Here is a 25,156-nt window from a genome sequence, read left to right on the forward strand (position 1 = left end):
GGCATGACGATGAGAAATTTCCGCAAGACGGCCGTGGTCCTCCTCTCGCTCGGCATGGGCTTCGGCGTGGCGCTGCAGGCGCAGGACTTCGCGGGCGGGCTCGGCAATGCGGAGCTTGAGCGGCGTCTGGGGGTTGAGAGCGTTCTGTTCAACGCGACGATCAAGGACGCGCCCGACGATGACATGATCGAGCTTGGCCGGCTCGTGGCCATGGGCGGCGCCGAGAACGGCGGCTCCGGCATGGCCTGCATCACCTGCCACGGCGTCGAGGGCCATGGCGACGGCTCCGGCGCCTTTCCCCGGCTCGACGGGCAGGCGGGCTGGTATCTCTACAAGCAGCTCAACGACTACGCCTCCGGCGCCCGGCCCAACCGGGTCATGAGCGGCATTGCCGAGCGGCTGACCGAACCCGAGCGCGAGGCGGTCTCGGCCTACTACGCGGCGCTCCCGGCCGGCACGTTCGACACCGCCCGGGGCCGGATCGACGGCACGCTCCTGCAATGGGGCGGCCAGCTCGCCGCGGTCGGCTCGGCCGAAAAGGGCATCCCGGCCTGCGTCAATTGCCACGGGCCCCAAGGCACCGGCCTGCCGCCCTCGGTGCCCTATCTCGCGGGGCAATACGCCGGGTACATGGAGCTTCAGCTGACGCTCTGGCAGGACGGCGTGCGCGACAATGACGCGATGAACGTGATGGAGGCCATTGCCCGCAAGATGAGCGAAGAGGACATCCGCGCCGTCTCCGAATACTACGCCCGCGTCGCCAACCCGGCCGAGATGGAAGCCATCCCCGCGCGGGAGCTTGACGCGCCCGGCGCGCAGTGACCGGCCCGATGAACGCCAGCCGCAGGGGCCGCAGGGGGCGGCTCATCCTCATCCCGGCCCTTCTCCTCGCCTCGGCGGCGCTCGCCGCGGTGGTCACCCTCTGGTCACTGGCGCGGCCCGGCGCGGATCCCGTGGGCGATGAGCTCGCGCGGCTGGGCGCGTGGTCCGGGGCGCTGCTTGCCAAGGTCCGCGCCAGCGCCGGGAATGGCGCGGCCGACTGGGCCGAGGCCGCCCTGCAGGTGGCCGATGGCGATCCCGAAACCGGCGCGCGGCTCATCGCGCAATACGGCTGCGGCGCCTGTCACACGATCCCCGGCATCGCCCGCGCGCGGGGCAGTGTCGGCCCCGCGCTGCACGGGTTCCGGCGGCAGGCCTATATCGCGGGCGTTCTGCCCAACCGGCCCGGAGATCTGGTGAACTGGCTGCAATCCCCGCCGCGCTATGCGCCCCAGACCGCCATGCCCGACATGGGCATCACCGAGGCCGAGGCCGAGCATATGGCGGCCTATCTCTACACATTGGATCGGCGCTGAGATGGACTCGACACTTGGCATTTTCAATTCGCAAAACGCGCTGACCGACGCCGGGCAGGGCGCGGCGCAGACGCTCTGGCTCACCTGGATCATGACGGCGGCGGGCATCGCGATCTTCGTGCTGGTCATGGGGTTTATCGCGCTCGCCTGGCGCGCGCGCGGCGGCGGGCGGACCTGGTGGATCGTGGGCGGCGGCGTGGTCTTTCCGGTCGTCGCGCTGGCCGCGCTCTTCGCCGCCTCGACCGTAGTGCTGCGCGGCATCGCCGGACACATGGATGCCCCCCATGTCATCGAAGTGACCGGCAAGCAGTTCTGGTGGGACGTGGTCTATGATCCCGAGGGGCGCGCGCTGCGCGATTCCAACGAGATCGTCCTGCCATTGGGCGAGCCGGTCGAGATCCGCCTCAAGAGCGCCGACGTGATCCATTCCTTCTGGGTGCCGTCGATCGCGGGCAAGATGGACATGATCCCCGGACGCGTGAACCGCCTGACCGTGACGGCGACCAAGGCCGGCCGCTTTCGCGGGCAATGCGCCGAGTTTTGCGGGCTCTCGCACCCGCTGATGGCCTTCGAGGTGGTCGTGCTGCCGCCCGGGGACTATGCCGCCTTCCTTGCCAGCCTCGACGGCGAGGCCCGCGATGCCGTCACCCCCACAGAGCGCCGCGGCGCCGAGATATTCCAGAGCGCGGGCTGCATCGCCTGTCACCGGGTGCGCGGTCTGTCGGAGGCGCGGATCGGGCCGGACCTGTCGCGCCTCGGCGCCCGCGCGGCCCTCGGCGCCGGCATGTGGGAGATGAACACCGGCAACCTCGCCGGCTGGATCGCCGATGTCGGAGACATGAAACCCGGCGCACAGATGCCGTCCTATAATCACCTGTCCGGCCCCGATCTTCGGGCGCTGGTCGCCTGGCTGGAGAGCCTGACATGAGCGTCGCCGAAGAGCCCGCCCCCTGTTCCGGTGCCCGGATGGGCGAGGACACCACATTCGAGGCCGTGTGGGACACGCCCAAGGGCTGGCGCGTGCTGTCCTCGGTGAGTCACCGCGTCGTCGGGCGGCGATTCATCTATACCGGTTTCGTCTTCTTCCTCATCGCGGGCGTCCTTGCGCTGCTGGTGCGCACGCAGCTCATCGTCCCGGGAAACGATTTTCTCGATCTGGAGACGTACAATCAGGTGTTCACCATGCACGGCACGCTGATGATGTTCCTCTTCGCGATCCCCATCCTCGAAGGGTTCGCGGTCTATCTCATCCCGCTGATGCTCGGCGCGCGCGACCTGATCTTTCCGCGTCTGGGGCAATTCGGTTACTACTGCTACCTCTTCGGCGGGATCATCGTGCTGTCCTCCTTCCTCTTCGACGCCGCGCCTGATGGCGGCTGGTTCATGTATGTGCCGCTCTCGACCACCGATTTCACCCCCGACATCTCGGCCGATTTCTGGCTCATCGGCATCACCTTCGCCGAGATCGCCTCGGTCACCGCGGCGGTCGAACTCATCACCGCGATCCTCTGCGCCCGCGCGCCGGGGATGAGCCTTGCGAAAATGCCGATCTTCGCGTGGTACATCCTGATCACCGCCTTCATGATCGCCATAGGCTTTCCGCCGCTGATCATCGGCTCGATCCTGCTGGAGGCCGAACGCCTGCTGGGCCTGCCGTTCTTCGATCCGCTCGCGGGGGGCGATCCGCTGCTCTGGCAACACCTGTTCTGGCTCTTCGGCCACCCGGAGGTCTACATCATCTTCCTGCCCGCCGCGGGAATGGTGGCGACGATGCTGCCCACCTTCGTCGGCGCGCCGCTCTTCGGCTACGGGTTCGCGGTCGCGGCGGTGGTGTCGATGGGCTTCATCAGCTTCGGCCTCTGGGCGCACCACATGTTCGCCACCGGCCTTCCGATCCTGTCGCTCTCGCTCTTCTCGGCGGCCTCGACCATGGTGGCGGTCCCGACCGGGGTCCAGATCTTCTGCTTCATCGCCACGCTCGCCTCGGGCCGCCCGCGGCTGACGACGCCGATGCTCTTCATCCTCGGCTTCCTCGCGATCTTCGTTCTGGGCGGGCTCACCGGTGTGATGCTGGCCTCCGTGCCCTTCAACTGGCAGGCCCATGACAGCTATTTCGTCGTGGCCCACCTGCATTACGTGCTGATCGGCGGGATGGTCTTCCCGCTCTTCGGGGCCTTCTACTACTGGGCGCCGCATTTCTCGGGGCGGATGTTGTCCGAGCGGCTGGGGCGTTGGGTGTTCTGGCTGATGTTCATCGGCTTCAACACGACCTTCCTGCTGATGCATCTCACCGGCCTTCGCGGAATGCCGCGCCGCATCGCGACCTACCCCGAGGGGATCGGCTGGGACCGGCTCAACATGCTCTCCTCGATCGGCAGCTACATCCTCGCGGCGGGCGTCGCGCTTTTCGTCTACGACGTCTTCCGCAGCCTGCGCCGCGGCCCGCTCGCCCCGCGCAACCCCTGGGGCGCGGCGACGCTCGAATGGCTCTATCCCCCGGTCACGCCGGGCTTCAACTTCCACGGCATTCCGCCCGTCCACAGCCGCGAGCCGCTCTGGGATCAGCCCGAGCTTCTGGAGCGCGAGGCCCATGAGGTCGACGGGCTGATGCACGGGCTGCGCGATGGCCGGCGCGAGACGCTGGGCTGCGATCCGGTCACCGGCGCGCCGCTTTACATCCTGCGCCTGCCGCATCCCACATGGGTCCCGATGATCGCCGCCGCTGGCCTTGCCCTGATGTTCGGCGCGACGCTGGCATCGGTCTACTGGCTCTGCGCGCTGGGGGGCGTCATCGCGCTGGCCGCCTTCGCGGTCTGGGCCTGGGAGCCCTCGGACAGCGGGGTGGAGCGCGACGTCGGCATGGGCACAACCCTGCCGGTCAACCTCGTCGACCGGCGCAGCCACACCCACGTCGGCATCGTCGGCACGATGCTGGTCCTGATGGCGCTTTTCGCCTCGCTCATCTTCGGGCTGCTCTACCTGTGGAACACCCAGCCCCAAATCGCCGCAACCATGGCGGCCCCGCTGGCCGTGCCCTCGGGGCTGGCGGGCATCGCCGGTCTGGCCGTGGCGCTCTTCGGCCAGTTCACCCGGCACTTCGCCCTGCAAGGCCGGACCGGCCGCGCCGCGCTGCTCGCGCAGCTCACGGCCATCGCCGCGCTTCTCTCCGGCGCAAGCCTCGGTTGGGCCCTCCTGCCGGTTGACCCCCGGGCCACCGCCTTCGGCGCGACGCTCTGGGCCATCGCCGGGTTCGTCGCGATCAACCTTTGCGTGGTCGTCTTCTGGGCGCTGTTCAACGCCGCGCGCAAGCTCGCGGGTCGGGTCGGGCCGGGCCAGTCGCTCCCGGATTTCAACCTCGCAACCTTCGCCAAGGGCACCGGGCTCATGGTCATCATCAGCGCGGCGTTCTGCCTCGCCGGAACGCTGGGGGGCGCCGCGCAATGAGCCCGATCCGCCGTAGCCTTCTCTGTGTCATCGGCCCCGGCATCGTATGGGCGGTGCATTTCACCACGGTCTACGCGCTGATCTCGGCGGCCTGCGCGCCGCGCGATCTGATCGACTACCCCGGCTTGCTGCTCTCGGGCGGCCTTGCGACTGTGTTCGCGCTCGGCCTGTGCCTCTTGCCCGTCCTCTGTCCGCCCCGCGCGGGGCCGCCAGAGTTGATCCGCGCGGCCTTCTGGAGCGGGCTGATCTTTTCGCTCGCCGTGCTGGCCAATGCGGGCGCGCTCGTCTTTTTCCAAAGCTGTGGAGGCTGAGATGAACCCTTACGTTCCCTTCTGCGGCGTGCCGCCGGGCCCGGCCGAGCTGCTCGGCCGCTGGACGTTTGACCCGGTGCTGCTCGCCGGTCTCGCCGTTGCCCTCGCAGGGGTGCTGCTGAGCACGCGCGGCGCGGCGCGGCGGCACCCTGTGCTGGGTTGGGCGCTGGTGGCGCTGCTCTTCGTCTCGCCGATCTGCGCCGCCTCGATGGCGCTGTTCTCGGCGCGGGTGGCGCAACACCTGCTGCTGACCCTCGTCGCCGCGCCGCTCCTCGCGCCGCTTCTGCGGAGCAGGGCCCCGGCGCCGATCGCCGCGGCGACCCTCTTCGCCGCGCTCTTCTGGCTCTGGCACGTGCCCGGCCCCTACGCGCTGACCCTGCAATCGGACCTCGCCTATTGGGCGATGCACCTCAGCCTGCTTGGCGCCGCCACGCTCCTCTGGGCCGGGCTCCGGACGCGGGTGCAGACCGCGCCGTTCGGATCCGTCCTCGCGCTTGCCGCAACGGCGTCGCAAATGACACTGCTCTCGGTCCTGCTGATCGTCTCGGACGGGCTCTGGCACCCGTGGCACGCGCTGACGACGGCCCCTTTCGGCATCACCGCCATGGCCGATCAGGCGCTCGCCGGGGCCTTCATGTGGGTCGCCGGCGGGCTCATTTTCGCGGTGCTCGTGGCCGGGCTGGTGCTGCGCATGCTCGGGCCGCACGCCCTCTCGCGGCCGCCCATGACGCCGCGCTGAACGAAAAACGGCCGGCCAAATGCCCGCCGTTTTCCGCCCGTGCACCACAACGTCTAGATCATCGGCTGCCCGCCCGTGACCGCCACCGTCGCGCCAGACGTGTAGCTCGAGCGCGGATCGGCCAGCATGACATAGGCCGTCGCCAGCTCCGCTGGCTGCGCCGGGCGCCCGATGGGACGGCTCTCGCCGAAGTGCGCAACCTTTTCGGGCGTCAAGGTGGCCGGGATGAGCGGGGTCCAGACCGGCCCGGGCGCCACGCAATTCACCCGGATATCCCGCGGCGCCAGCAGCTGCGCGAGCCCCGCCGTGAAGTTCTGGATCGCCCCTTTCGTCGCCGCATAGGCCAGAAGGCCCGGGCTGGGGCTGTCCGAGTTGATCGAGGCGGTGTTGATGATCGCGCCCGGGCGCTCCATCAGCGGGGCTGCGGCCTTGGAGAGGTAAAACATCGCGTGGATGTTGGTGCGGAAGGTGGTCTCCCACTCCTCATCGCTGATCTCTTCGAGATCGTCGAACTGCATCTGGTGCGCGGCGTTGTTGACGAGGATGTCGAGCCGGCCGAAACGCTCATGCGTCTGCTTCACCAGATCGCGGCAATGCGCGGCGTCCTGAATATCGCCGGGCAGGACCAGCGCGCGGCGGCCGGCGTCTTCGACCAGCACGCGCGTGACCTCGGCCTCTCGGTCTTCGCTGAGATAGGAAATGGCCACATCGGCGCCCTCGCGGGCATAGGCCAGGGCCACGGCGCGTCCGATGCCGCTGTCGGCCCCGGTGATCAGCGCGGCCATGCCATCGAGGCGGCCGGAGCCCTCGTAGCTCTCTTCACCATGATCGGGCCGCGGATCCATCTTCGCGGTATCGCCGGGCAGGTCCTGCGGCTGTTCGGGAAAGGGGGGCTTGGGATAATTCATCGTGTCGCTCCTTCGTGGTTGCCAGGGTTTCGGATTGCCTGTGAAGGAAACGTCTCGGCCGACGGGATGTTCCTGAGCGCAGCAGGCGCGAGCAATGACCAGCCCGCCGGGGCGCCGATCGAGCCAAGGCGCAAAAAAATACGCGCGGAACGCCGCCATGGCCTCCCGCGCGTATCAGGTTCAGAAAAGAGGCGGCGCCGTTTTCAGCGTCCGGGCCGCCCCTTTCCGAAAAGCCATGCCGCGGCGGTGCCGCGCATGGCAGGTTTGCTCCCATGTCCTCGCTGCGCTTCGCTGTAAGGTGACGGTCACAGCTCAGCAGCAGGAGGACAGTTCGCTACTCGCCCTTGCAATCTGCCCCGCCCGGCGGGCAACCGTCAAAGCCTATGTCTTAAGAAAAAATAAAAATGCATATGTATCAATATCTTGAGAGGTTCAGTCAAACCCGCCCGGACCGCATTGCGCAGCCGGTCATCTCAGTGTCATAAAGGGCGCGAAGCTGATGCGAGGGCAGAATTTTGTTTTCGATCCAATGCCTCGGCGTTGGCCGGGGAGCGAGCAATTTCCTCACCGGCGCGCCGAGTACCGGCTATGTGCTCAAACGCGGCGGGGCGCCGCTCCTGCTTCTCGATTGCGGGGCGGGTATCGGCCTCTCGGCGCGGCGACATCTGGGAGGCGCTCTGCCCGATGCGGCCTATATCTCGCACAACCACAGCGACCACACCGGGGATTTGCCGCTGTTCCTCGCGACCAGAGCGCCGCGCCGGGCGACCCTCCTGTGCCATCCCGCAATCGCGGAGATCCTCCGCGTGCATCGGCTTCATGAATTGCCCAGCGTCGGCATCGACCCGGCGCGGGACATCGACTGGCAGCTCAGCGATGCAAGCGACACGATCACTTGGGAGGGATTGCAGTTCACCCTGCTGCGCACGCGCCATGCCTATGCCTGCTACGGGGCCCTGCTGTCCCATGAGGGGCGGCCGATCCTGGGCTGGTCCGCCGACAGCCGGTTTGACGGCGCGCTCTACGATCGGCTCGCCGCCGCGCCGCAGGTTATCCTTCATGGCCGCGACGCGCCCGGCGGCGATCACGCTACCCTGGAGGACATCGACGCCTATGCCCGCGCGCATCCCGACCGGGCGTTTCACATCGCGCATTACGGGCAGAGCGCCTATCGGTTCGGGGCGCAGAATGCCGTGCTTTTGTCGGAAGGAGACGAGATTTCCCTCTAGGCTCAGAGCCCCGCGCTCCATTCGCGCTCGATGTTGTAGAGCCGCAGAGTGCCGCGCTGCCGTGGGTGGAGGACGAAGCTCACATTGTGGTGCCCTCTTGCGCGGCGAAAGAACTCCGTCACCGTGGCGACCTGCACATCGAGCAGGTTGTCAGGCTCCAGCTTGATGCGCCCATAGCCGGTGCCGACGAAGGGCAGGGCGAGCTGTGTGGCGTCCTTGTGGTCCTTGATCTGCTCCAGCGCCGCCGACATCGCGACAACGAGGGTCGGCAGGTCGGAGGAAACGCCGCTCGTGTCGCCGCGCTCTTCGGTCACGGCGAAGAGGAAATAGGAGCCGCTCGCGCCGGGCTGGAATGTCGCACGCGGCAGGACCGCGACGGTGCCGACCGGGAAATCGAGTGTCTCGTCCTTGAGGGTCCCGTCCCCCGCAGGCGCGGTGCCGTCGAGGGCCTGCGAGACGGCCTTGGCGAAGGCCACCTCGCCGCCGCAGCGCGAGATCAGCTGGCCATGCACACTCGACTTCGAGACCTTTCCGCCGTTGTCGCTGAGCGTGTGGCGAAACCGGGTGCTGACCGGGACGAGGACGGAGCCGGGCCGGTCGAGCACATCGCCGAACATGATCGCGAGATCCAGATCGGCTTCGCGCACCCGAAATTGCACCCCGCTGATCGCGCGATGGAGCTGGAAACCCGCCACGACGAAAGTGATCAGCAGAATGAGCGCGTAATAGGCCGGATCATGCCGGGCCTGCGATTGTTGCAACAGCGGCGTCGCGCCGAGGATCGACAGGAACACCGAGATTGCTCCGAGCACCAGCATGAAGCGCGACCAGAAAAACCGCTGGTGCGAGAGGAAGTTGCGGATCATGAGGGCTCTCCCTTCGGGGGCGTGTCGTTGCGCAGCGCTCGCTCGGCGCGGAGCAGGGCGCCCCGGAGCGTGGCGAGGCTTGTCTCAAGTGGCGCCGCCCGGGCCCATTCGCGTTCGAACATGATCAGCATGTCGCGGGCGAATTCGGTGTTCATCTCGAACACATGGCACAGGAATTCCGGCGGCGTGGCCTGCGCGGCATAGGCCACGGCGAGGTCGGTGCCGTCAAGCGCGCCGGACGCGGGCCGGACGAGCGAGGCAAAACTCATCAGGCTGCGAAAGGTCTGGCTGCGTCGAATGAAGCGGATTTCCAGATCATGGTGATGCACATCGCATTGATCGAGGATCATCCGGTACCGCTCAAGCGTGATGCGGTCGGCCGTGGCGATGTCGTCCAGCGTATCCTCTTCAAAGGACAGAACCCGGATTTCGGCGCCCGCCTCCAGACGGGTGCGCAGCGTATCGGCGCGGGCCTGCATCCGGTCCACCACCGCGGTCTTCCACGTCTCCCAATCGTCCAGCCCGGCGATGCCATCGAAGACCTTCAACGTCTGCGGGACCTTGGTGTCGAGAAACTCCCGCGACGCGAGGGCATTGGTGAGCTTCGACGTCAGGAATCGAAAGCTCGTCGCATCGGCCTCGAATGCCCGCTGCATCGCGAGATAATCGGATCGCTGGCGCACCGGGTAGAAGGTCCGGACAACGCGGCCCGGCGCGGGCGCGGTGACATCGCCCGGGGCGTGGTCGGGGATCTGGCTGAGGAATTGCCAGAGGCCGCGATAGGTGTCGCCATCTTTTGGCGCGTCCTCGACGTCGAAGGGAAAGAAGGTGACGTTCGCCTCCTGCTCAAGCGCGGCCCGCGTCGGGATCCGGTCCAGTTCGTGACGCGGGATGATCGCGAAATGGGGCCGGTTGCGCGGCCCGAGCTGCCGGCCGATCTCGACAAGCAGATCGCGGTAGCCCGGCGCATCGAAAGAGTAGCCCAGAAAGAGCAGGGACCGGCTCTGCATCACGGCAGTGATCGCCTTGCGGAGCCCCTGTCCGAGCGCGGCGGCGGGATCGTGAAGCCCCAGCCTGTCCGCTTGCCCCAGAACGATCGAGCGCGGCGCGGACAGATCGCCGTTGAGCTTGAACACGAAGGGGGACTCGCCCGGGGCCTGGAACGTCTCGCCCATCAGGCCGAGCAGCGTCTCATGATCGCGATAGGTCAGGATCCGGGGGCGCGGGCGCAGGATGTCATCGAGCACCCAGTCGTAGTTGGTCGTCAGAAAGACGGGGAATTGCATGAGGTTGAGCATCAGATGATGCTGCGACTGGTTCGGGCGCGCGGTTGCGAGCTTGTCCCACATCATCCGCCCGAAGGCGTCATGCGGGATTTCGGGCCGCAGGGTGCGGGCGGCACTGCCGAAATCGCGCGCCGCAAGCGCGGCCCCGACCTGTTCGGCTTTGTCCCGCGCGATCCAGCCCCCCGCGAGCGCCTGATCGCAAAGATGCTGGATGATCTCGCTGTAGCCGGGGAGCCGCTCGCCGCCGGCCGCGAGGATCGCGCTCGACAGCCCGGCGCCGACCCACGGCATCAGCGCCCCGTCTCGGTACGCCTCGCGCAGCTCCGTGGATGGTCTGGGCAGGGCTTGGGTCCCGGGCAAATTGGTCGCTCCACGATCTTAAACTGCGCTCACCTGACGCAGGAGTGTGCCGCCAAGCGCGGCGTCGGGGCAAGACCAATTTCCGTAAAAGTGAGCGGGGCGCGGGGCCGGATCTCAGTCGGCGCGGGCGGCGAGGCGTTCAAGCAGGCTGTGGCGGGTGACCGCCCCGAGGATTTGCCCGGCCTCTTCGACACCGAGCGCCGCCGCGTCGTCGGTCAGCATGTCCATCACCTCGCGGATCGGGGTTTCGGCCGGGACTGTGCGGGCGGGCGCCGGGCCATCGGAGACCATCGCGTCGCGCGCGGTGAGGACCATGAGCGGGTTCATGTTGGCCACGAAATCGGCCACGTAAGCGGAGGCCGGGGCGGAGTAGATGTCGCGCGGGGTGCCGCACTGGACGATCCGCCCGCCTTCCATGATGGCGATGCGGTTGCCGATCTTGAACGCCTCGTCGAGATCGTGGGAGACGAAGATGATCGTGCGTTTGAGCTTGGATTGCAGGTCGAGAAGCTCGTCCTGCAGCCGGGCGCGGATCAGCGGGTCAAGCGCGCTGAAGGGCTCGTCCATCAGCAGGATCGGCGCTTCGGTGGCGAAGGCGCGGGCGAGGCCGACGCGTTGCTGCATCCCGCCCGAGAGCTCGTCGTAGCGGCAGTGGCCCCAGCCGTCGAGCCCGACCAGCTCCAGTTGCGCCTCGGCCCGTTGCGCCCGTTCCGCCTTCGGCACGCCGGCGAGCTCCAGCCCGAGCGCGATATTGTCCAGAACGTTGCGCCAAGGCAGCAGGCCGAACGCCTGGAACACCATCGCGATGTTCTTCTGGCGCAGGTCGCGCAGCGTCTTGGCGTCGCACCGGGTGGCGTCGATCATCCGGTCGCCGTCGCTGACCTCCACATGGCCGCGCACCACCGGGTTGAGCCCATTGACGGCGCGCAGCAGCGTGGATTTGCCCGAGCCCGACAGGCCCATGAGCACGAGGATCTCCCCCTCGGCCACCTCCAAAGAGCAGTCGTGGACCCCGAGCACCTGGCCCGTGGCCTCCTGAATTTCAGCGCGCGATTGGCCCGCATCCATCAAGGGCAGGGCGGTCTCAGGGGCATCGCCGAAAACGATGGAGACATTGCGGAAAGCGACGGCGGTGCTCATCGGCGGACCCTCAGGATACGGTCAAGGAGAATGGCGAGGACGACGATCACGAAGCCGCTCTCGAAGCCGAGCGCGGTGTTGACCTGGTTGAGCGCGCGCACCACCGGCACGCCGAGCCCGTCGGCCCCGACCAGCGCGGCGATCACGACCATCGACAGCGAGAGCATGATCGTCTGGTTGAGGCCGGTCATGATCTGGGGCAGGGCGTAGGGCAGCTCGACCTTCCACAGCGTCTGGCTCGGGGTCGCGCCGAAGGCCTCGGCGGCTTCGAGCAGCGCCTTGGGCGTGGATGTCACGCCAAGGTGGGTCAGGCGGATCGGCGCGGGCAGCACGAAGATCACCGTGGCGATCAGGCCGGGCACCATGCCGATGCCGAAGAACACGATCGCGGGGATGAGGTAGACGAAGGTCGGGAGCGTCTGCATCAGGTCCAGCACCGGCGCCATCCAGGCATAGAGGCGCGGGCGGTGCGCGGCGGCGATGCCGATCGGCACCCCGAGCCCCATGCAGAGCACGCAGGCCGAGAGCACGAGCGTGAGGCTCTCGGTGGTCTCCTCCCAGTAGCCCTGGTTGAGGATGAAGAGGAAGCCTGCGGCGGTGAGCGCGGCGATCTTCCAGGTGCGTTGCAGGGCATAGGCGAGGCCCGCGAAAATCGCGATCATGAGCAGCGGGTGCGGCGACTGGAGCACCCAGAGGATGCCGTCGATCAGCCCCTCCATGATTGCGGCGAGCAGATCGAAGAACCCGGCCGTGTTGACCTGCAGCCAGTCGAACATCGTTTCGGCCGCGTCCCCCACGGGGATTTTGCGCTCTGTGATCCAGTCAACCATGGGGCTCACCCTGTTCTTGTTTTTTTGCGCCCGCGGGCCCTATGGTTCCATGCGCGCCAGAGGCGGCGCGCGGGATCGGGAGGCCAGAATGACAGAGGTTCAATTTTACACCAACCCCATGTCGCGGGGCCGCATTGCCCGCTGGATGCTGGAGGAGACGGGCGCGCCCTATGCCGAGCATCTGCTGGGCTACGGGGCGGAGATGAAATCGGCCGAGTATCGCGCGATCAACCCCATGGGCAAGGTGCCTTGCATCGTGCATGGCGCGGCGCTCGTGACCGAGGTCGCGGCGATCTGCGCCTATCTGGCGGACGCCTTCCCCGAGGCGGGGCTCGCGCCGGAGCGGGATGCTCCCGAGCGCGGGGCCTATTATCGCTGGCTCTTCTTCGCGGCGGGGCCGCTGGAGGCGGCGGTCATCAACAAGTCCTTCGGCTTCGAGCTGCCCGACGATCCGCAGGCGCGGGGTCGGGCGGGCTGGGGCGATTTCTCGCTGGTGGTCGACACGCTGGAGGGGCTCCTTGCCGACGGGCGCGAGTTCGTTCTCGGCGCGCGCTTTTCCGCGGCCGATGTCTACCTCGGCTCGCAGATCGGCTGGGGCCTGCAATTCGGCACGATCGACGCGCGGCCCGGGTTCAAGGACTACGCGGCGCGGATCATGAGCCGCCCGGCCGCGATCCGGGCCAATGAGCGGGACGATGCCGCCATGGCCAAAATGCAGGAGGGCGCGCGCGGCTGATCCGCGCGCACCGGGGGCGAGGGGGCGCGGCCTCACAGGCCGAGCGCGCCCTTCACGGCTGCGGTGGCATCGCCGCCGTCTTGGGTGGTGACGCCGTCGAGCCAGCCAAGGACCATCTCGGGATTTGCGCTCATCCAGGTTTTCGCCGCATCGGCGGGATCTTCCCCGTCATTGAGGATCGCGCCCATGATCTCGTTTTCCATCGCCAGCGTGAACTTCAGGTTGCCCAGAAGCGCGCCCACGTTGGGGCATTCCGCGACATAGCCCGCGCGGGTGTTGGTGTAGACCGTTGCGCCGCCCAGATCGGGGCCGAACCAGTCATCGCCGCCCTCAAGATAGGTCAACTCGAAATTGGCGTTCATCGGGTGGGGCTCCCAGCCGAGGAAGACGATCGGCTCATCGCGGCGGCTCAGCCGTTCGACCTGCGCCAGCATCCCTTGCTCGGAGCTTTCCTTGACGTCAAACCCTTCGAGCCCGAACGCATTGGCCTCGATCATGTCCATGATCAGCCGGTTGCCGTCGTTGCCCGGCTCGATGCCGTAGATCGTCTCGTCCAGCGCATCGGCCTGAGCGGCGATGCTGTCGAAGGTGGTGATCCCGAGCGCGGCGCCGGCGGCATTGGTGGCCAGCGTGTATTTCGCGCCCTCGAGGTTCTCACGCACCGTCTCGACCGTGCCCGCCTCGCGGTAGGGGGCGATGTCGGCCTCCATCGTCGGCATCCAGTTGCCCAAGAAGACGTCAATGTCGCCCGCCGCCATCGAGGTGTAGGTCACCGGAACCGACAGGACCTTGATGTCCGTCTCGTAGCCGAGCGCTTCGAGCAGCACGGTCGTCGCGGCGGTTGTCGCGGTGATGTCGGTCCAGCCCACGTCGGAAAAGCTGACGCTCTCGCAGTTGGCGGCGGCCTGGGTGGCGGAGAAAAGCGCCAGCGCGGCGGTCGCCAGCGCGGTGGTGGTCTTGAGGTTCATGTCGTGCTCCCTGTTTATTGATTGACGAGTCAATTACAAAAACTCTACTGAAAGGCAACACCCCCCTGCAACGGTTCGGTAGATGCCCAAGGTTGGAATGGAGCCTATTCGCCGCGAGGCGCTTGTAAAAGCGACGATTGAAGAAATCGGCGCGGCGGGCAGCCTTGATGTGACGGTCGCGCGGATCGCGCGGCGGGCGGGCGTCTCCTCGGCGCTGGCGCATCACTATTTCGGCGGCAAGGATGACATCCTTCTGGCCGCGATGCGCCATATCCTGACGGTTTACGCGCGGGACGTGCGCGCGGCCCTGCGCGGGGCGGAGGGGCCGAGGGCGCGGCTGGAGGCGGTCATCGTGGCGAGTTTCGCCGGCCAGAACTTCCGGCCCGAGGTCATCTCCACCTGGCTTGGGTTTTACGTGCTGGCGCAGCGCGCGCCGCGGGCCTCGCGGCTTCTGCACATCTACCAGCGGCGGCTGCACGCCAACCTGAGCCACGATCTGCGCGCGCTGGTGGGGGCGCGGGCGGGCGCGGTGGCGAGCCGTCTGGCGGCGCTGATCGACGGGATCTACCTGCGCCAATCGCTGGGCGCCGGCGCGCCCGACCCCGAGACCTCGGCCCATCATGTGCTTCAGGCCCTCGCGGCGGAACTGCGCGAGCCCCTCCGATGACCGCCCCCAACATCCTCGTCCTGATGGTCGATCAGCTCAACGGGACGCTCTTTCCCGACGGCCCCGCGCCGTGGCTGCACGCGCCCAACCTTGCGCGGCTCGCGGCCAGATCCACGCGCTTTGCCAACAGCTACACCGCCTCGCCGCTCTGCGCGCCGGGCCGGGCAAGCTTCATGTCGGGCCTGCTGCCGCGCGCCACCGGCGTCTATGACAATGCCGCCGAATTCGCCTCCTCGATCCCCACCTTCGCCCACCACCTGCGCCGCGCGGGCTACCGCACCGCGCTCAGCGGGAAGATGCATTTCGTCGGCCCCGATCAACTGCACGGCTTCGAGGAGCGGCTGACCACGGATATCTACCCCGCCGATTTCGGCTGGACCCCCGATTACCGCAAGCCCGGCGAGCGGATCGACTGGTGGTACCACAATCTCGGCTCGGTGACCGGCGCGGGCGTGGCCGAGATTTCCAACCAGATGGAATATGACGACGAGGTCGAATACCACGCGAAGGCCAAGCTCTATGACCTCGCGCGGCGGCAGGACGATCGCCCCTGGTGCCTGACGGTCAGCTTCACCCACCCGCATGACCCCTATGTCGCGCGAAAGAAATACTGGGATCTCTACGAGGATTGCGCCCATCTGGAGCCGGAGGTCGGCGCGATCCCCTACGCCGAGCAGGACCCGCATTCGCAGCGGCTCTTCGATGCCAACGACTGGCGCAAGTTCGACATCAGCCAAGAGGACATCCGCCGCGCGCGCCGCGCCTATTTCGCCAATATCTCCTATCTCGACGACAAGATCGGCGCGATCCTCGATGTGCTGGAGGCCACCCGTCAGGAGGCGATCATCGTCTTCGTGTCGGACCATGGCGACATGCTCGGCGAGCGCGGGCTCTGGTTCAAGATGTCCTTCTTCGAGGGCTCAGCGCGGGTGCCGCTGATGATCGCGGCGCCGGGGATGCGCCCCGGGCTCGTCGCCGATCCGGTGAGCACGATCGACCTCTGCCCGACGCTGTGCGAATTGGCCGGCGTCTCGATGGAGGAGGTGCGCCCCTGGACCGCCGGGGAAAGCCTCGTGCCCTTGGGCGGCGGTGTCGAGCGCCAGTCGCCGGTCGCGATGGAATACGCGGCCGAAGGATCGCATGCGCCGCTGGTCGCGCTGCGGCAGGGGCGCTTCAAGTACACCCGCTGCGCGCTTGATCCCGAACAGCTTTTCGACCTTGAGGCCGACCCGCACGAGCTCACCAATCTCGCGGAGGATCCTGCCCATGGCGAGGTGCTCCAGAGCTTCCGCGCTCTGGCCGGGGATCGCTGGGACCTTGCCGCCTATGACGCCGAGGTGCGCGAGAGTCAGGCCCGGCGGCTGGTCGTCTACGAGGCGCTGCGGCAGGGCGGCTATTACCCGTGGGATTATCAGCCGCTGCAACGGGCCTCCGAGCGCTACATGCGCAACCATATGGATTTGAATGTGCTGGAAGAGCAAAAGCGCTTCCCGCGTGATGAGTAGGACGAGACATGAGCATCAACACCCAACCGACCGCCAGCCACTATATCGGCGGGGCTTACGTGGAAGACACATCCGGCGCGCCGATCGACGTGGTCTATGGCGCGACCGGCGAGGTGATCGCCCGGGTCCATGCGGCCACGCCGGCGATTGTGGATCGGGCGCTGGAGGCCGCCACGGCGGCGCAAAAGACTTGGGCCGCAATGAGCGGAACGGAGCGGGGGCGCGTGCTGCGCCGGGCGGCCGATCTCATCCGCGAGCGCAACCGGGAGCTTTCGATCCTCGAGACCTATGACACCGGCAAGCCGCTGCAGGAGACGCTGGTCGCCGATGCCACTTCGGGGGCCGATGCGCTGGAATATTTCGGCGGGCTCGCCGCGAGCCTGACCGGTGAGACGATCCCGCTCGCGGGCGGCGACATGGTCTATACCCTGCGCGAGCCCCTGGGCGTCTGCGTGGGCATCGGCGCGTGGAACTACCCGACCCAGATCGCCTGCTGGAAGGCCGCGCCGGCGCTGGCCTGCGGCAATGCGATGGTGTTCAAACCCTCCGAGACGACGCCGCTCTGCGCTCTGAAAATCGCCGAGATCCTGACCGAAGCCGGGGCGCCCCCGGGGCTCTTCAACGTGGTGCAGGGCATGGGCGAGGTGGGGGCGGCGCTCGTCACCGATCCGCGCGTCGCCAAGGTCTCGCTCACCGGCTCGGTGCCCACGGGCAAGAAGGTTTATGCCGCGGCGGCGGGCGAGATGAAGCACGTCACGATGGAACTCGGCGGCAAATCCCCGATCATCGTCTTTGACGACGCGGATCTGGAGGATGCGGTCAGCGGCGCGATTCTGGGCAACTTCTATTCCTCGGGGCAGGTCTGCTCCAACGGCACGCGGGTCTTCGTTCAGACCGGCATCCGCGATGCCTTTCTCAAACGCCTCACCGAACGGCTGGCCGGCGCGGTGCTGGGCGATCCGCTCGATGAGGCGACGAATTTCGGCCCGATGGTGAGCGAGGGCCAGATCGGCATCGTTGAGCGCTATGTCCGGCTCGGCATCGAGGAGGGCGCGGAGCTTGTGACCGGCGGCGCGCGGATCGAGCGCGACGGCTACTGGATGCCGCCCACCGTCTTCGCCGGCGTCACCGACGAGATGACCATCGCGCGCGAGGAGATTTTCGGGCCGGTCATGTGCGTGCTCGATTTCGACGGGGAAGACGAGGTCATGGCGCGGGCCAATGCCACAGAGTTCGGCCTCGCCGCCGGGGTCTTCACCCGGGATCTGGCGCGCGCGCATCGCGTGGTGCGCGGATTCGAGGCCGGCACCTGCTTCATCAACAGCTACAACGACGCGCCGGTCGAAGCCCCCTTCGGCGGGGTCAAGATGTCCGGCGTGGGCCGGGAAAACTCCAAGGCCGCGATCGAGCATTACAGCCAGGTCAAATCCGTCTACCTGCGCCTCAGCCCGCTGGAAGCCCCGTTTTGAGCGCGCCCGTCGAGGCCGATTTCGTCGTCGTCGGGGCGGGCAGCGCTGGCTGCGCGATGGCCTATCGGCTGGCCGAGAGCGGAGCGTCCGTGCTCGTCGTGGAACACGGCGGCACGGACGCGGGCCCCTTCATCCAGATGCCCGGCGCGCTGAGCTATCCGATGAACATGGGGATCTACGACTGGGGCTTCGAGACCGAACCCGAAGCGCACCTGGGCGGGCGGCGCCTGGCCTGTCCGCGCGGCAAGGTGATCGGCGGGTCGTCCTCGATCAACGGCATGGTCTTCGTGCGCGGGCACGCGCGCGATTTCGACCATTGGGCCGAGAGCGGCGCGCAAGGCTGGGGCTATGCCGATGTGCTGCCCTATTTCAAACGGATGGAGACATGGCACGGCGGCACGTCCGAGTATCGCGGCACCTCCGGCCCGCTGCACGTCACGCGCGGCGCGCGGGAAAACCCGCTCACCCGGGCCTTTTCCGAGGCCGGGCGGCAGGCGGGCTACGGTCTCACAGACGACTACAATGGCCACCGGCAGGAGGGCTTCGGCCCCAAGGACATGACCGTCTACAAGGGGCGGCGCTGGTCGGCGGCCAATGCCTATCTCCGCCCCGCCTTGAAGCGCGAGAACTGCGCGCTGGTGCGCGGGCTGGTGGAGAAGGTCGAGATCGTGGACGGCCGGGCGACGGGCGTTCGGCTTGCGGGCGGCAAGGTGCTGACGGCGCGGCGCGAGGTGATCCTCGCGGCCTCCTCGATCAACTCGCCCAAGCTGCTGATGCTCTCGGGCATCGGCCCCGCCGCGCATCTCGCTGAGCATGGGATTGACGTGATCGCCGACCGGCCCGGCGTCGGGGCCAACCTGCAGGACCATCTTGAGGTCTACCTGCAGGTCGCCTCCAAGCAGCCGGTCAGCCTCTACACCTACTGGAACCTGCTCGGCAAAGCCTATGTCGGGGCGCGCTGGCTGTTCACGCGGACGGGGCCGGGGGCGTCGAACCAGTTCGAGACCGCCGGGTTTATCCGCTCGGAGCCCGGGATCGACTATCCCGATATCCAGTTCCACTTCCTGCCCATCGCCGTGCGATACGATGGCAAAGCCGCCGCCGAGGGGCACGGGTTTCAGGCCCATGTCGGCCCGATGCGCTCCACCTCCCGCGGGACGGTCACGCTCAGGAGCGCCGATCCCGGGGCCGACCCGCGCATCCATTTCAACTACATGTCGCAAGAGCGCGATTGGGTTGAGTTTCGCCGTGGAATTCGCCTCACGCGGGAACTCTTCCGGCAGGAGGCCTTCGCGCCCTACGCCGGCCACGAGATCCAGCCCGGCGACGCGGTCCAGAGCGATGATGCGCTTGACGATTTCATCCGCGATCACGCCGAGAGCGCCTATCACCCCTGCGGGACCTGCCGCATGGGCCGGGCGGATGATGCCGGCGCGGTGGTCGATCCGACGGGCCGGGTGATCGGGGTCAAAGGGCTGCGCGTGGCCGACAGCTCGATCTTCCCGCGCGTGACCAACGGGAACCTCAACGCGCCGTCGATCATGGTGGGCGAGAAGATCGCCGATCATGTGCTGGGCAAGGCGCCGCTGCCGCCCGAGAACCTGCAGCCGTGGGAGCCCACGGATTGGCGGGGCACGCAGCGCGAGGGCGGGGCGTGACGCCGCGCTCGTCTTTGGCCAAGGGTCAGGGGCGCGCCAGCCGCGCATCCACCGAGAGCGCGCCCGCGCCCTTGACCGCCAGCACCAGCAGCAGGAATACCCAGAGGGCCCGCTGATCGAGGATGACCCCATCGGGCAGCCGGTCAAACCAGGCGCCAAGTGTTTCCACATGCGCGAGCCCGCCATGGCCGAACAGGTCCGTCAGGCTCTGGACCACGATGAAGCCGATCATGCCGAGCGCGGCGAGCCGGGTGAGCAGGCCGATGACGATCAGCAGCGGCAACAGGACTTCCGCATAGGTGCCGGCGAGGACCACCAGCTTGTGGTACAGCCCGAGCTGGCTCACGTCATAGCCCACGGCCTCCATCTGGCGCGGAAAGATCTGCGCGTAGGCGCCGAGCGAGGGGGTGATGACGCCGCCCAGACCGTCGCCGAGCTTGGTCATCGCCGAGGCCCAGAAATAGCGTAGCAGGATCGCCGCGAAGAGGACCCGCGACAGCAGGGGGAGCAGCGGGGCCGCGGCGTCGAGCCGCGCGGACAGTCGGTCATAGTGGTGAAACAGGGTCATGAGGGGTCCTCCGAAAGCCCGGCGCCGGTGATCGCGTGGCCCGAGATGAGCAGGCCGAGCAGCGCGGCGAGGTCAAATCCCTCCGGCCCCCGTGCCAAAGCCTCGCCGAGCGTCGCGCCGCCGAGCAATGCCGCCAGCACCTCGCCGCCGCCTGCGGGCAAAAGATGCGGCGCGGGGTCGAAGTCGGGCCGCAAGACGACGATAGCCTGCGCCACGGCGCGTGGTTTCGCCGCCCCGGGGACCATGTTGAAGCGCCACAGATCAAAGAGCGGCCAGCGCGAGAGCAGACAGATCACGCCGGGCGCAAAGCGAAGCCGCGCGCGTGGCAGATCATCGGGGGCGATGCGCTCCAGCGCGCCGGCATCCGGCGCGGCATCCCCGGCGTGATAGGAGCGGCGCAGCGCCAGATCGAGCCGGGCCACATCGCCGAGATACCCAAGTCGCGCGAGCGCGGGATGCGCCTCGAGGTAGGCGGGAAACCCGGTGCCGTAGTGCATCATCCGCGGATCGGCGGGCGGCGAGGCGCGCAGGAACTGGCCCGCAAGATCGCGAAACGGCGCCTCGCCGAGGAGCTTGCGCACCACCGGGAACCCCGTCTCAAGCGCCGCGCGCAAGCCAACCGCAACGTTGTTTCGATAGACGGCAAAGCGTTTCTCCGTGGGCCGGCCGCGCCCATCCTGCAACCCCGCCGGCACCGGCGCGCGCGCATCCAGCAGCGCCGCGCGAAACCCGGCCTGCCGTGTCATGCGCCCACCTGCGCCAGGGCCCGCGCGCCGCGCGCGGCTTCCGCCTCAAGCACCGGCCAGTCCGGCACGTCATTGTCCCATTCCACCAGAACGGGGCGCGGCCCGCTCGCCGCGAGGGTGTGGTCCAGCAGCGCCCAGACCGGGTCAGCCACCTCCCGCCCGTGGCTGTCGATGAGAAGCGGCGCGCCGTGCTCGTCCTCATCCTCGTCATGCCCGCCGAGGTGGATCTCGCCCACGAGCGACAGGGGCAGCGCATCGACATAGGCGCGCGGATCATAGCCAAGATTGGTGGCCGAGACGAAGACGTTGTTGACGTCCAGCAGCAGCCCGCATCCGGTCCGCCGCGCCACCTCGCGCAGGAAATCGGTCTCCGACCAGCTGCTCTCGGCAAAGGCGAGATAGCTCGACGGGTTCTCCAGCAGCATCCGCCGCCCGAGCACGGCCTGCACCTCATCGACATGATCGGCGACGCGCGCGAGCGTTGCGTCGGTATAGGGCAGGGGGAGAAGATCGTTGTAAAAGGCGCTGTCGTGGGTGGACCAGGCGAGATGCTCCGAAAAGCTCTCCGGCTCCAGCCAGTCGCAGAGATGTTTCAGCCGGGCCAGATGATCCCGATCCAGCGCCCCTTCGCCGCCGATCGACAGGCCAACACCATGGACGGAGATCGCGAAACGCTCGCGCAGCGCGCGCAACTGCGCCAGCGGCCGCCCACCATCGCCCATGTAGTTTTCGGCGTGAATCTCGAGCCAGCCGACGCAGCCGGGATCCTCGATGATCGCGCTGAAATGCTGGGGTTTGTAGCCCACACCGGGCCGAGCCGGCAGATCGCCGCGCGATTTGGTCTCGTCAAGCATGGGAGCCTCCGGTCCGGGGGACGGGCGCGCACCCCTTCGGCCGCGCGCCCGGAGGTGCCTTGATCAGGACGGCAGGTCGCGCGAGAGCGCTTCGAGCGAGCCCATGCGCGCGCCGCCATCGGCCATCTCGGGCAGTTCGATCTCGGCGCAGGTGCCCGCCTCGACCAGCGTCCAGGCGTTGCCCTGATAGTCGACGGTGGAGGTCCCGGCGCAGGTCGTGCCCGGGCCAGCGGCGCAGTCGTTCTCCCCGGCGAGCGAAACGCCGTAGCATTTCTCCTGCGCCTGGGCGGTCGCGGTGGAGACCTGAGCGGAGAGCGCGGCGGCCACGGCGCCGACAACTGCGGCGGTTTTGATCGATTTCGACATCGGTGTTTCCTTCCCTGAAATTCCGTTCGGTGTCTTTCGACAGGGAAAGGGGTAGCCCGCCGCGCCGGTCACGAACCAATCACACGGCCGTGCCACACGGCGTGGTCAGAGGCTGTAACAATTGGTGAGGATTGGCGAAGGGGCTGATTTGCAAGGGAGAACAGGCGGATTTACCGGAGTTGGCGCGGCCGCCCCACCGCGCGAGAGGGCGTCGCTCAGGAGCGGCGCGCCTCGTTTTGTAACAATCCGATCCGACGCTTTCAGCGCAAATCCGGCGGAAGCGCTTCGCCCGCAAGCTCCGCGGCGACCGCGTCAAGCTCCAGAACGCGGGTCTGCTTTTCCCCCAGCCGGCGCAGGGTCACGGTTCGCTCTTCGACCTCGCGGTGCCCCAGGGCGAGGATCACCGGCACTTTGCCGACGCTGTGCTCGCGCACCTTGTAGTTGATCTTCTCATTGCGAAGATCCGCCTCCGCCCGCACGCCCGCGGCCTTGAGCGTCTCGACCACCTCACGCGCGTAATCATCGGCCTCCGAGACGATGGTCGCCACGACGACCTGCCTCGGCGCGAGCCAGAAGGGCAGCTTGCCGGCATGCTCTTCGATGAGGATCCCGATGAAGCGTTCGAAGGAGCCAAGGCAGGCGCGGTGCAGCATGACGGGCCGGTGTTTCGCGCCGTCCGCACCGATGAAGCTCGCGTCCAGCCGCTCGGGCAGGTTGGCGTCCACCTGGAGCGTGCCGCACTGCCAGTTCCGGCCGATGGCATCGGTCAGGGTGAACTCGAGCTTCGGCCCGTAAAATGCGCCTTCGCCTTCGAGAATCTCGAACTCGTACCCCGCCGCGTTGCAGGCTTCACCAAGCGCCGTTTCCATGCTGTCCCAGGTCTCGTCAGAGCCAATCCGCTGCTCGGGCCGGGTCGAGAGCTTGATGGTCCAGTCGTGGAAGCCAAGGTCGGCATAGATCCGCGCCAGAAAGGCGATGAACTTCGCGGTCTCGGGTGTGATCTGGTCCTCGGCGCAGAAGATATGCCCGTCGTCCTGGGTGAAGCCGCGCACGCGCATGATCCCGTGGAGCGCGCCCGAAGGTTCGTAGCGCGCGCAGGATCCGAATTCCGCCATCCGCAGAGGGAGATCGCGGTAACTCTTGAGGCCCTGGTTGAAGACCTGAACGTGGCAGGGGCAGTTCATCGGCTTGAGCGCGTTGATCGCCTTTTCGCGCGCATGGTCCTCGTCGACTTCGACGATGAACATGTTTTCCTGATACTTGTCCCAATGGCCGGACTCTTCCCAGAGCTTTCGGTTCACGAGCTGCGGGGTGTTGACCTCGACATAGCCGTCGCGTTCCTGCATCCGGCGCATGTAATCCTGCAAGGTGGTGTAGACCTTCCAGCCGTTGGGATGCCAGAAAACCTGTCCCGGCGCTTCTTCTTGCATATGGAAGAGCTCCATCTCGCGGCCCAGTTTCCGGTGGTCCCGCTTGGCCGCTTCTTCGAGCATATTCAGATGCTTGCGCAGGTCTTCCTTGTTGCGGAAAGCCACGCCGTAGATACGCTGGAGCATTGCGCGCGAGCTGTCGCCGCGCCAGTAGGCGCCGGCCACGGACATCAGCTTGAACGCGTCCCCCGGGACTTGTCCGGTGTGCTGAAGATGCGGGCCGCGGCAAAGATCCTGCCACGCGCCGTGCCAGTACATCCGGATCGGCTCATCGCCGGGAATGGACTCGATCAGCTCGACCTTGTAGGGCTCGCCGGTCTCCCGGTAATGCGCGATCGCCTTTTCCCGCGGCCAGACTTCCGTCTTAACCTCGTCCCGCAGGTTGATGATATCCTTCATCTTTTTCTCGATGAGGCCAAGGTCTTCGGGGGTAAACGGCTCGGCGCGGTCGAAATCGTAATACCAGCCGTGCTGGATCACCGGGCCGATTGTGACCTTCACATCCGGCCAAAGCTCCTGCACCGCGCGCGCCATGATATGGGCGAGGTCGTGGCGGACCAGCTCAAGTGCTGGAGCTTCGTCTTTCATCGTATTGATTGCAATCGAAGAATCCGATTCGATGGGCCATTGAAGATCCCAGTGCTCGCCATTCACCTGCGCGCTGATCGCCTTCTTGGCGAGGGAGGTCGAAATCCCGGCTGCGACTTCGGCAGGGGTAATGCCTTGCGCGAAGTTGCGCTGAGAACCATCGGGAAAGGTGAGGAAAATATCGGCCATCTGGCTGCCTCGTCGGTTTGGCGCCCACGGAACGCCCGGTTGCGGGTATGGTGTTCGGATGCGTTGTTGCCCGAGTGCCGGGGCGTGTCAAGCGCCGTGGCGACCGGCCCGCGCCGCACGAATTTCGCGCTTCAACTCCCCGCACGCTGCGCGATAGGCTCCGCGCGAATCCGCAAGGGAGGGCACCATGGCCGCGCCATCAACGTTGAGCACAGCGCAGGGGCGCGAGATCGCGTATCACTGGACCGAGGGCGCGGGGGCGCCGGTGGTCTTCCTCGGCGGGTACAAATCCGACATGACCGGCACGAAGGCCACGCACTTGGAGGCCTGGGCCCGGGCGCGGGGGCGCGCGTTTCTTCGCTTCGACTACTCCGGCCATGGCCAGTCCTCGGGGCGGTTCGAGGACGGAACGATCGGGCAATGGGCGCAGGATGCTCAGGCCGTGATCATCGCCGTTTGCGCGGGCCGGGCGCCGCTCCTGATCGGCTCGTCCATGGGGGGCTGGATCGCGCTGCTGTGCATCCGCAATCTACCCGAGGTCGCGGGCTTCGTCGGCATCGCGGCGGCGCCGGACTTTACCGAAGACGGGTTCTGGGCCGGGTTCGATGACGCGCAAAAGGCGCAACTGGAGGCTGAAGGGCAGGTGCTCCTCCCCTCCGGCTATGGCGATCCCTACGTGGTCACCAAGGCGTTGATCGAAGATGGCCGGCAAAATCTCGTTCTGCGCAGCCCGATGGCGTTACCATTTCCGGTCCGGCTCTTTCAGGGCACCGAAGACACCGCGGTCGCATGGGAGGTCCCGCTTCGGCTCATGTCCCACGCAAGCTGCGATGACATGCGCCTGACCTTCGTGAAAAACGTCGATCATTCCTTCTCGACGCCGGCCTGTCTGGATCTGGTGACTCGCGCGGTCGAGGAGATCGCGCCGCTCTGAGAAGGCCCCC

Annotated in this window: 24 protein-coding genes; 13 read left to right on the forward strand and 11 right to left on the reverse strand. The window is 67.3% G+C overall.

Annotated features, from left to right (window positions below; all coding sequences use genetic code 11):
- Positions 1-3: 3 nt before the first annotated feature.
- The 6 genes from BM353_RS02115 to BM353_RS02140 are packed head-to-tail and all read left to right on the forward strand — an operon-like array spanning position 4 to position 5,849.
- Positions 4-822: a c-type cytochrome gene (locus tag BM353_RS02115; RefSeq protein ID WP_245759527.1), complete on the forward strand. Its 819-nt coding sequence runs from the start codon at positions 4-6 to the stop codon at positions 820-822.
- An 8-nt stretch (positions 823-830) separates the two neighbouring features.
- A complete protein-coding gene (locus BM353_RS16520; protein ID WP_143104075.1) occupies positions 831-1,355 on the forward strand; it encodes a c-type cytochrome in 525 nt (174 codons plus the stop codon).
- Between the two features lies 1 nt (position 1,356).
- Positions 1,357-2,283 carry a cytochrome c oxidase subunit II gene (gene coxB, locus BM353_RS02125; protein ID WP_245759528.1) on the forward strand — a complete coding sequence of 309 codons (927 nt, stop codon included), beginning with the start codon at positions 1,357-1,359 and terminating at the stop codon, positions 2,281-2,283.
- On the forward strand, positions 2,280-4,799 hold the full coding sequence (gene ctaD, locus BM353_RS02130; protein ID WP_092076110.1) for a cytochrome c oxidase subunit I: 2,520 nt from the start codon (positions 2,280-2,282) through the stop codon (positions 4,797-4,799). The genes coxB and ctaD overlap by 4 nt, the downstream gene beginning before the upstream one ends.
- On the forward strand, positions 4,796-5,110 hold the full coding sequence (locus tag BM353_RS02135; RefSeq protein ID WP_092076112.1) for a hypothetical protein: 315 nt from the start codon (positions 4,796-4,798) through the stop codon (positions 5,108-5,110). The genes ctaD and BM353_RS02135 overlap by 4 nt, the downstream gene beginning before the upstream one ends.
- A 1-nt stretch (position 5,111) precedes the next feature.
- Entirely contained in the window at positions 5,112-5,849 is a 738-nt protein-coding gene (locus BM353_RS02140; protein WP_092076114.1) for a cytochrome c oxidase assembly protein, read from the forward strand.
- A 53-nt stretch (positions 5,850-5,902) separates the two neighbouring features.
- Here the strand turns inward: BM353_RS02140 and BM353_RS02145 are convergent, their stop codons facing one another.
- Complete coding sequence (locus BM353_RS02145) at positions 5,903-6,757, reverse strand: SDR family oxidoreductase (protein ID WP_092076116.1); 855 nt, start codon at positions 6,755-6,757, stop codon at positions 5,903-5,905.
- A 515-nt stretch (positions 6,758-7,272) separates the two neighbouring features.
- Here BM353_RS02145 and BM353_RS02150 point away from each other — a divergent pair.
- On the forward strand, positions 7,273-7,986 hold the full coding sequence (locus BM353_RS02150) for an MBL fold metallo-hydrolase (protein ID WP_177220432.1): 714 nt from the start codon (positions 7,273-7,275) through the stop codon (positions 7,984-7,986).
- A 2-nt stretch (positions 7,987-7,988) separates the two neighbouring features.
- Here the strand turns inward: BM353_RS02150 and BM353_RS02155 are convergent, their stop codons facing one another.
- The 4 genes from BM353_RS02155 to choW form a co-directional block, all read right to left on the reverse strand.
- Entirely contained in the window at positions 7,989-8,852 is an 864-nt protein-coding gene (locus BM353_RS02155) for a macro domain-containing protein (RefSeq protein ID WP_092076120.1), read from the reverse strand.
- Complete coding sequence (locus BM353_RS02160) at positions 8,849-10,498, reverse strand: SIR2 family NAD-dependent protein deacylase (protein ID WP_143104076.1); 1,650 nt, start codon at positions 10,496-10,498, stop codon at positions 8,849-8,851. The genes BM353_RS02155 and BM353_RS02160 overlap by 4 nt, the downstream gene beginning before the upstream one ends.
- 114 nt (positions 10,499-10,612) lie before the next feature.
- Positions 10,613-11,638, reverse strand: coding sequence for a choline ABC transporter ATP-binding protein (gene choV / locus BM353_RS02165; protein WP_092076124.1), 1,026 nt, complete (start codon positions 11,636-11,638; stop codon positions 10,613-10,615).
- The gene (choW, locus tag BM353_RS02170) at positions 11,635-12,468 is read right to left on the reverse strand and encodes a choline ABC transporter permease subunit (RefSeq protein ID WP_092076126.1); all 834 of its coding nucleotides are present in this window, start codon (positions 12,466-12,468) and stop codon (positions 11,635-11,637) included. The genes choV and choW overlap by 4 nt, the downstream gene beginning before the upstream one ends.
- Positions 12,469-12,556: 88 nt before the next feature.
- Between choW and BM353_RS02175 the strand changes: the two genes are divergently transcribed.
- Complete coding sequence (locus tag BM353_RS02175) at positions 12,557-13,204, forward strand: glutathione S-transferase family protein (protein WP_092076483.1); 648 nt, start codon at positions 12,557-12,559, stop codon at positions 13,202-13,204.
- Positions 13,205-13,236: 32 nt separating this feature from the next.
- Here the strand turns inward: BM353_RS02175 and choX are convergent, their stop codons facing one another.
- Positions 13,237-14,172: a choline ABC transporter substrate-binding protein gene (gene choX / locus BM353_RS02180; RefSeq protein WP_092076128.1), complete on the reverse strand. Its 936-nt coding sequence runs from the start codon at positions 14,170-14,172 to the stop codon at positions 13,237-13,239.
- 82 nt (positions 14,173-14,254) lie between these two features.
- On the opposite strand from choX, the gene betI reads away from it, so the two are divergent.
- From betI to betA, 4 genes are read left to right on the forward strand one after another with little or no spacing between them, the layout of a single operon-like run.
- Entirely contained in the window at positions 14,255-14,839 is a 585-nt protein-coding gene (gene betI / locus BM353_RS02185; RefSeq protein WP_092076130.1) for a choline-binding transcriptional repressor BetI, read from the forward strand.
- Positions 14,836-16,344 (forward strand): choline-sulfatase, encoded by a 1,509-nt coding sequence (betC, locus tag BM353_RS02190; RefSeq protein ID WP_092076132.1) that lies wholly within the window; start codon positions 14,836-14,838, stop codon positions 16,342-16,344. Before betI ends, betC begins: the two co-directional genes overlap by 4 nt.
- An 8-nt stretch (positions 16,345-16,352) precedes the next feature.
- Positions 16,353-17,813, forward strand: a complete 1,461-nt coding sequence (gene betB / locus BM353_RS02195) for a betaine-aldehyde dehydrogenase (RefSeq protein WP_218155447.1) — start codon at positions 16,353-16,355, stop codon at positions 17,811-17,813.
- Positions 17,810-19,471: a choline dehydrogenase gene (gene betA, locus BM353_RS02200; RefSeq protein WP_281248099.1), complete on the forward strand. Its 1,662-nt coding sequence runs from the start codon at positions 17,810-17,812 to the stop codon at positions 19,469-19,471. Before betB ends, betA begins: the two co-directional genes overlap by 4 nt.
- Positions 19,472-19,496: 25 nt before the next feature.
- Here betA and BM353_RS17015 read toward each other — a convergent pair whose 3' ends face one another.
- The 5 genes from BM353_RS17015 to thrS form a co-directional block, all read right to left on the reverse strand.
- Entirely contained in the window at positions 19,497-20,039 is a 543-nt protein-coding gene (locus BM353_RS17015; RefSeq protein ID WP_092076134.1) for a DoxX family protein, read from the reverse strand.
- Complete coding sequence (locus BM353_RS02210; protein ID WP_092076136.1) at positions 20,036-20,785, reverse strand: HvfC/BufC N-terminal domain-containing protein; 750 nt, start codon at positions 20,783-20,785, stop codon at positions 20,036-20,038. The genes BM353_RS17015 and BM353_RS02210 overlap by 4 nt, the downstream gene beginning before the upstream one ends.
- A complete protein-coding gene (gene bufB, locus BM353_RS02215) occupies positions 20,782-21,639 on the reverse strand; it encodes an MNIO family bufferin maturase (RefSeq protein ID WP_092076138.1) in 858 nt (285 codons plus the stop codon). Before bufB ends, BM353_RS02210 begins: the two co-directional genes overlap by 4 nt.
- Positions 21,640-21,702: 63 nt before the next feature.
- The gene (locus BM353_RS02220) at positions 21,703-22,005 is read right to left on the reverse strand and encodes a BufA1 family periplasmic bufferin-type metallophore (protein WP_092076140.1); all 303 of its coding nucleotides are present in this window, start codon (positions 22,003-22,005) and stop codon (positions 21,703-21,705) included.
- 260 nt (positions 22,006-22,265) lie between these two features.
- Positions 22,266-24,212, reverse strand: a complete 1,947-nt coding sequence (gene thrS, locus BM353_RS02225; protein ID WP_092076142.1) for a threonine--tRNA ligase — start codon at positions 24,210-24,212, stop codon at positions 22,266-22,268.
- 187 nt (positions 24,213-24,399) lie between these two features.
- Here thrS and BM353_RS02230 point away from each other — a divergent pair, with 187 nt between their 5' ends.
- The gene (locus BM353_RS02230) at positions 24,400-25,146 is read left to right on the forward strand and encodes an alpha/beta hydrolase (protein ID WP_092076143.1); all 747 of its coding nucleotides are present in this window, start codon (positions 24,400-24,402) and stop codon (positions 25,144-25,146) included.
- Positions 25,147-25,156 lie beyond the last annotated feature (10 nt).

Source organism: Poseidonocella sedimentorum (genome assembly GCF_900116005.1).
Taxonomy (GTDB): domain Bacteria; phylum Pseudomonadota; class Alphaproteobacteria; order Rhodobacterales; family Rhodobacteraceae; genus Poseidonocella; species Poseidonocella sedimentorum.

Bases quoted from the DNA above. Each gene is read 5' to 3' on its own strand.
- BM353_RS02115 (WP_245759527.1), top strand. From the start codon at position 4: ATGACGATGAGAAATTTCCGCAAGACGGCCGTGGTCCTCCTCTCGCTC.
- BM353_RS16520 (WP_143104075.1), top strand. From the start codon at position 831: ATGAACGCCAGCCGCAGGGGCCGCAGGGGGCGGCTCATCCTCATCCCG.
- coxB (WP_245759528.1), top strand. From the start codon at position 1,357: ATGGACTCGACACTTGGCATTTTCAATTCGCAAAACGCGCTGACCGAC.
- ctaD (WP_092076110.1), top strand. From the start codon at position 2,280: ATGAGCGTCGCCGAAGAGCCCGCCCCCTGTTCCGGTGCCCGGATGGGC.
- BM353_RS02135 (WP_092076112.1), top strand. From the start codon at position 4,796: ATGAGCCCGATCCGCCGTAGCCTTCTCTGTGTCATCGGCCCCGGCATC.
- BM353_RS02140 (WP_092076114.1), top strand. From the start codon at position 5,112: ATGAACCCTTACGTTCCCTTCTGCGGCGTGCCGCCGGGCCCGGCCGAG.
- BM353_RS02145 (WP_092076116.1), bottom strand. From the start codon at position 6,757: ATGAATTATCCCAAGCCCCCCTTTCCCGAACAGCCGCAGGACCTGCCC.
- BM353_RS02155 (WP_092076120.1), bottom strand. From the start codon at position 8,852: ATGATCCGCAACTTCCTCTCGCACCAGCGGTTTTTCTGGTCGCGCTTC.
- choV (WP_092076124.1), bottom strand. From the start codon at position 11,638: ATGAGCACCGCCGTCGCTTTCCGCAATGTCTCCATCGTTTTCGGCGAT.
- choW (WP_092076126.1), bottom strand. From the start codon at position 12,468: ATGGTTGACTGGATCACAGAGCGCAAAATCCCCGTGGGGGACGCGGCC.
- BM353_RS02175 (WP_092076483.1), top strand. From the start codon at position 12,557: ATGACAGAGGTTCAATTTTACACCAACCCCATGTCGCGGGGCCGCATT.
- choX (WP_092076128.1), bottom strand. From the start codon at position 14,172: ATGAACCTCAAGACCACCACCGCGCTGGCGACCGCCGCGCTGGCGCTT.
- betI (WP_092076130.1), top strand. From the start codon at position 14,255: ATGCCCAAGGTTGGAATGGAGCCTATTCGCCGCGAGGCGCTTGTAAAA.
- betC (WP_092076132.1), top strand. From the start codon at position 14,836: ATGACCGCCCCCAACATCCTCGTCCTGATGGTCGATCAGCTCAACGGG.
- betB (WP_218155447.1), top strand. From the start codon at position 16,353: ATGAGCATCAACACCCAACCGACCGCCAGCCACTATATCGGCGGGGCT.
- BM353_RS17015 (WP_092076134.1), bottom strand. From the start codon at position 20,039: ATGACCCTGTTTCACCACTATGACCGACTGTCCGCGCGGCTCGACGCC.
- BM353_RS02210 (WP_092076136.1), bottom strand. From the start codon at position 20,785: ATGACACGGCAGGCCGGGTTTCGCGCGGCGCTGCTGGATGCGCGCGCG.
- bufB (WP_092076138.1), bottom strand. From the start codon at position 21,639: ATGCTTGACGAGACCAAATCGCGCGGCGATCTGCCGGCTCGGCCCGGT.
- BM353_RS02220 (WP_092076140.1), bottom strand. From the start codon at position 22,005: ATGTCGAAATCGATCAAAACCGCCGCAGTTGTCGGCGCCGTGGCCGCC.
- thrS (WP_092076142.1), bottom strand. From the start codon at position 24,212: ATGGCCGATATTTTCCTCACCTTTCCCGATGGTTCTCAGCGCAACTTC.
- BM353_RS02230 (WP_092076143.1), top strand. From the start codon at position 24,400: ATGGCCGCGCCATCAACGTTGAGCACAGCGCAGGGGCGCGAGATCGCG.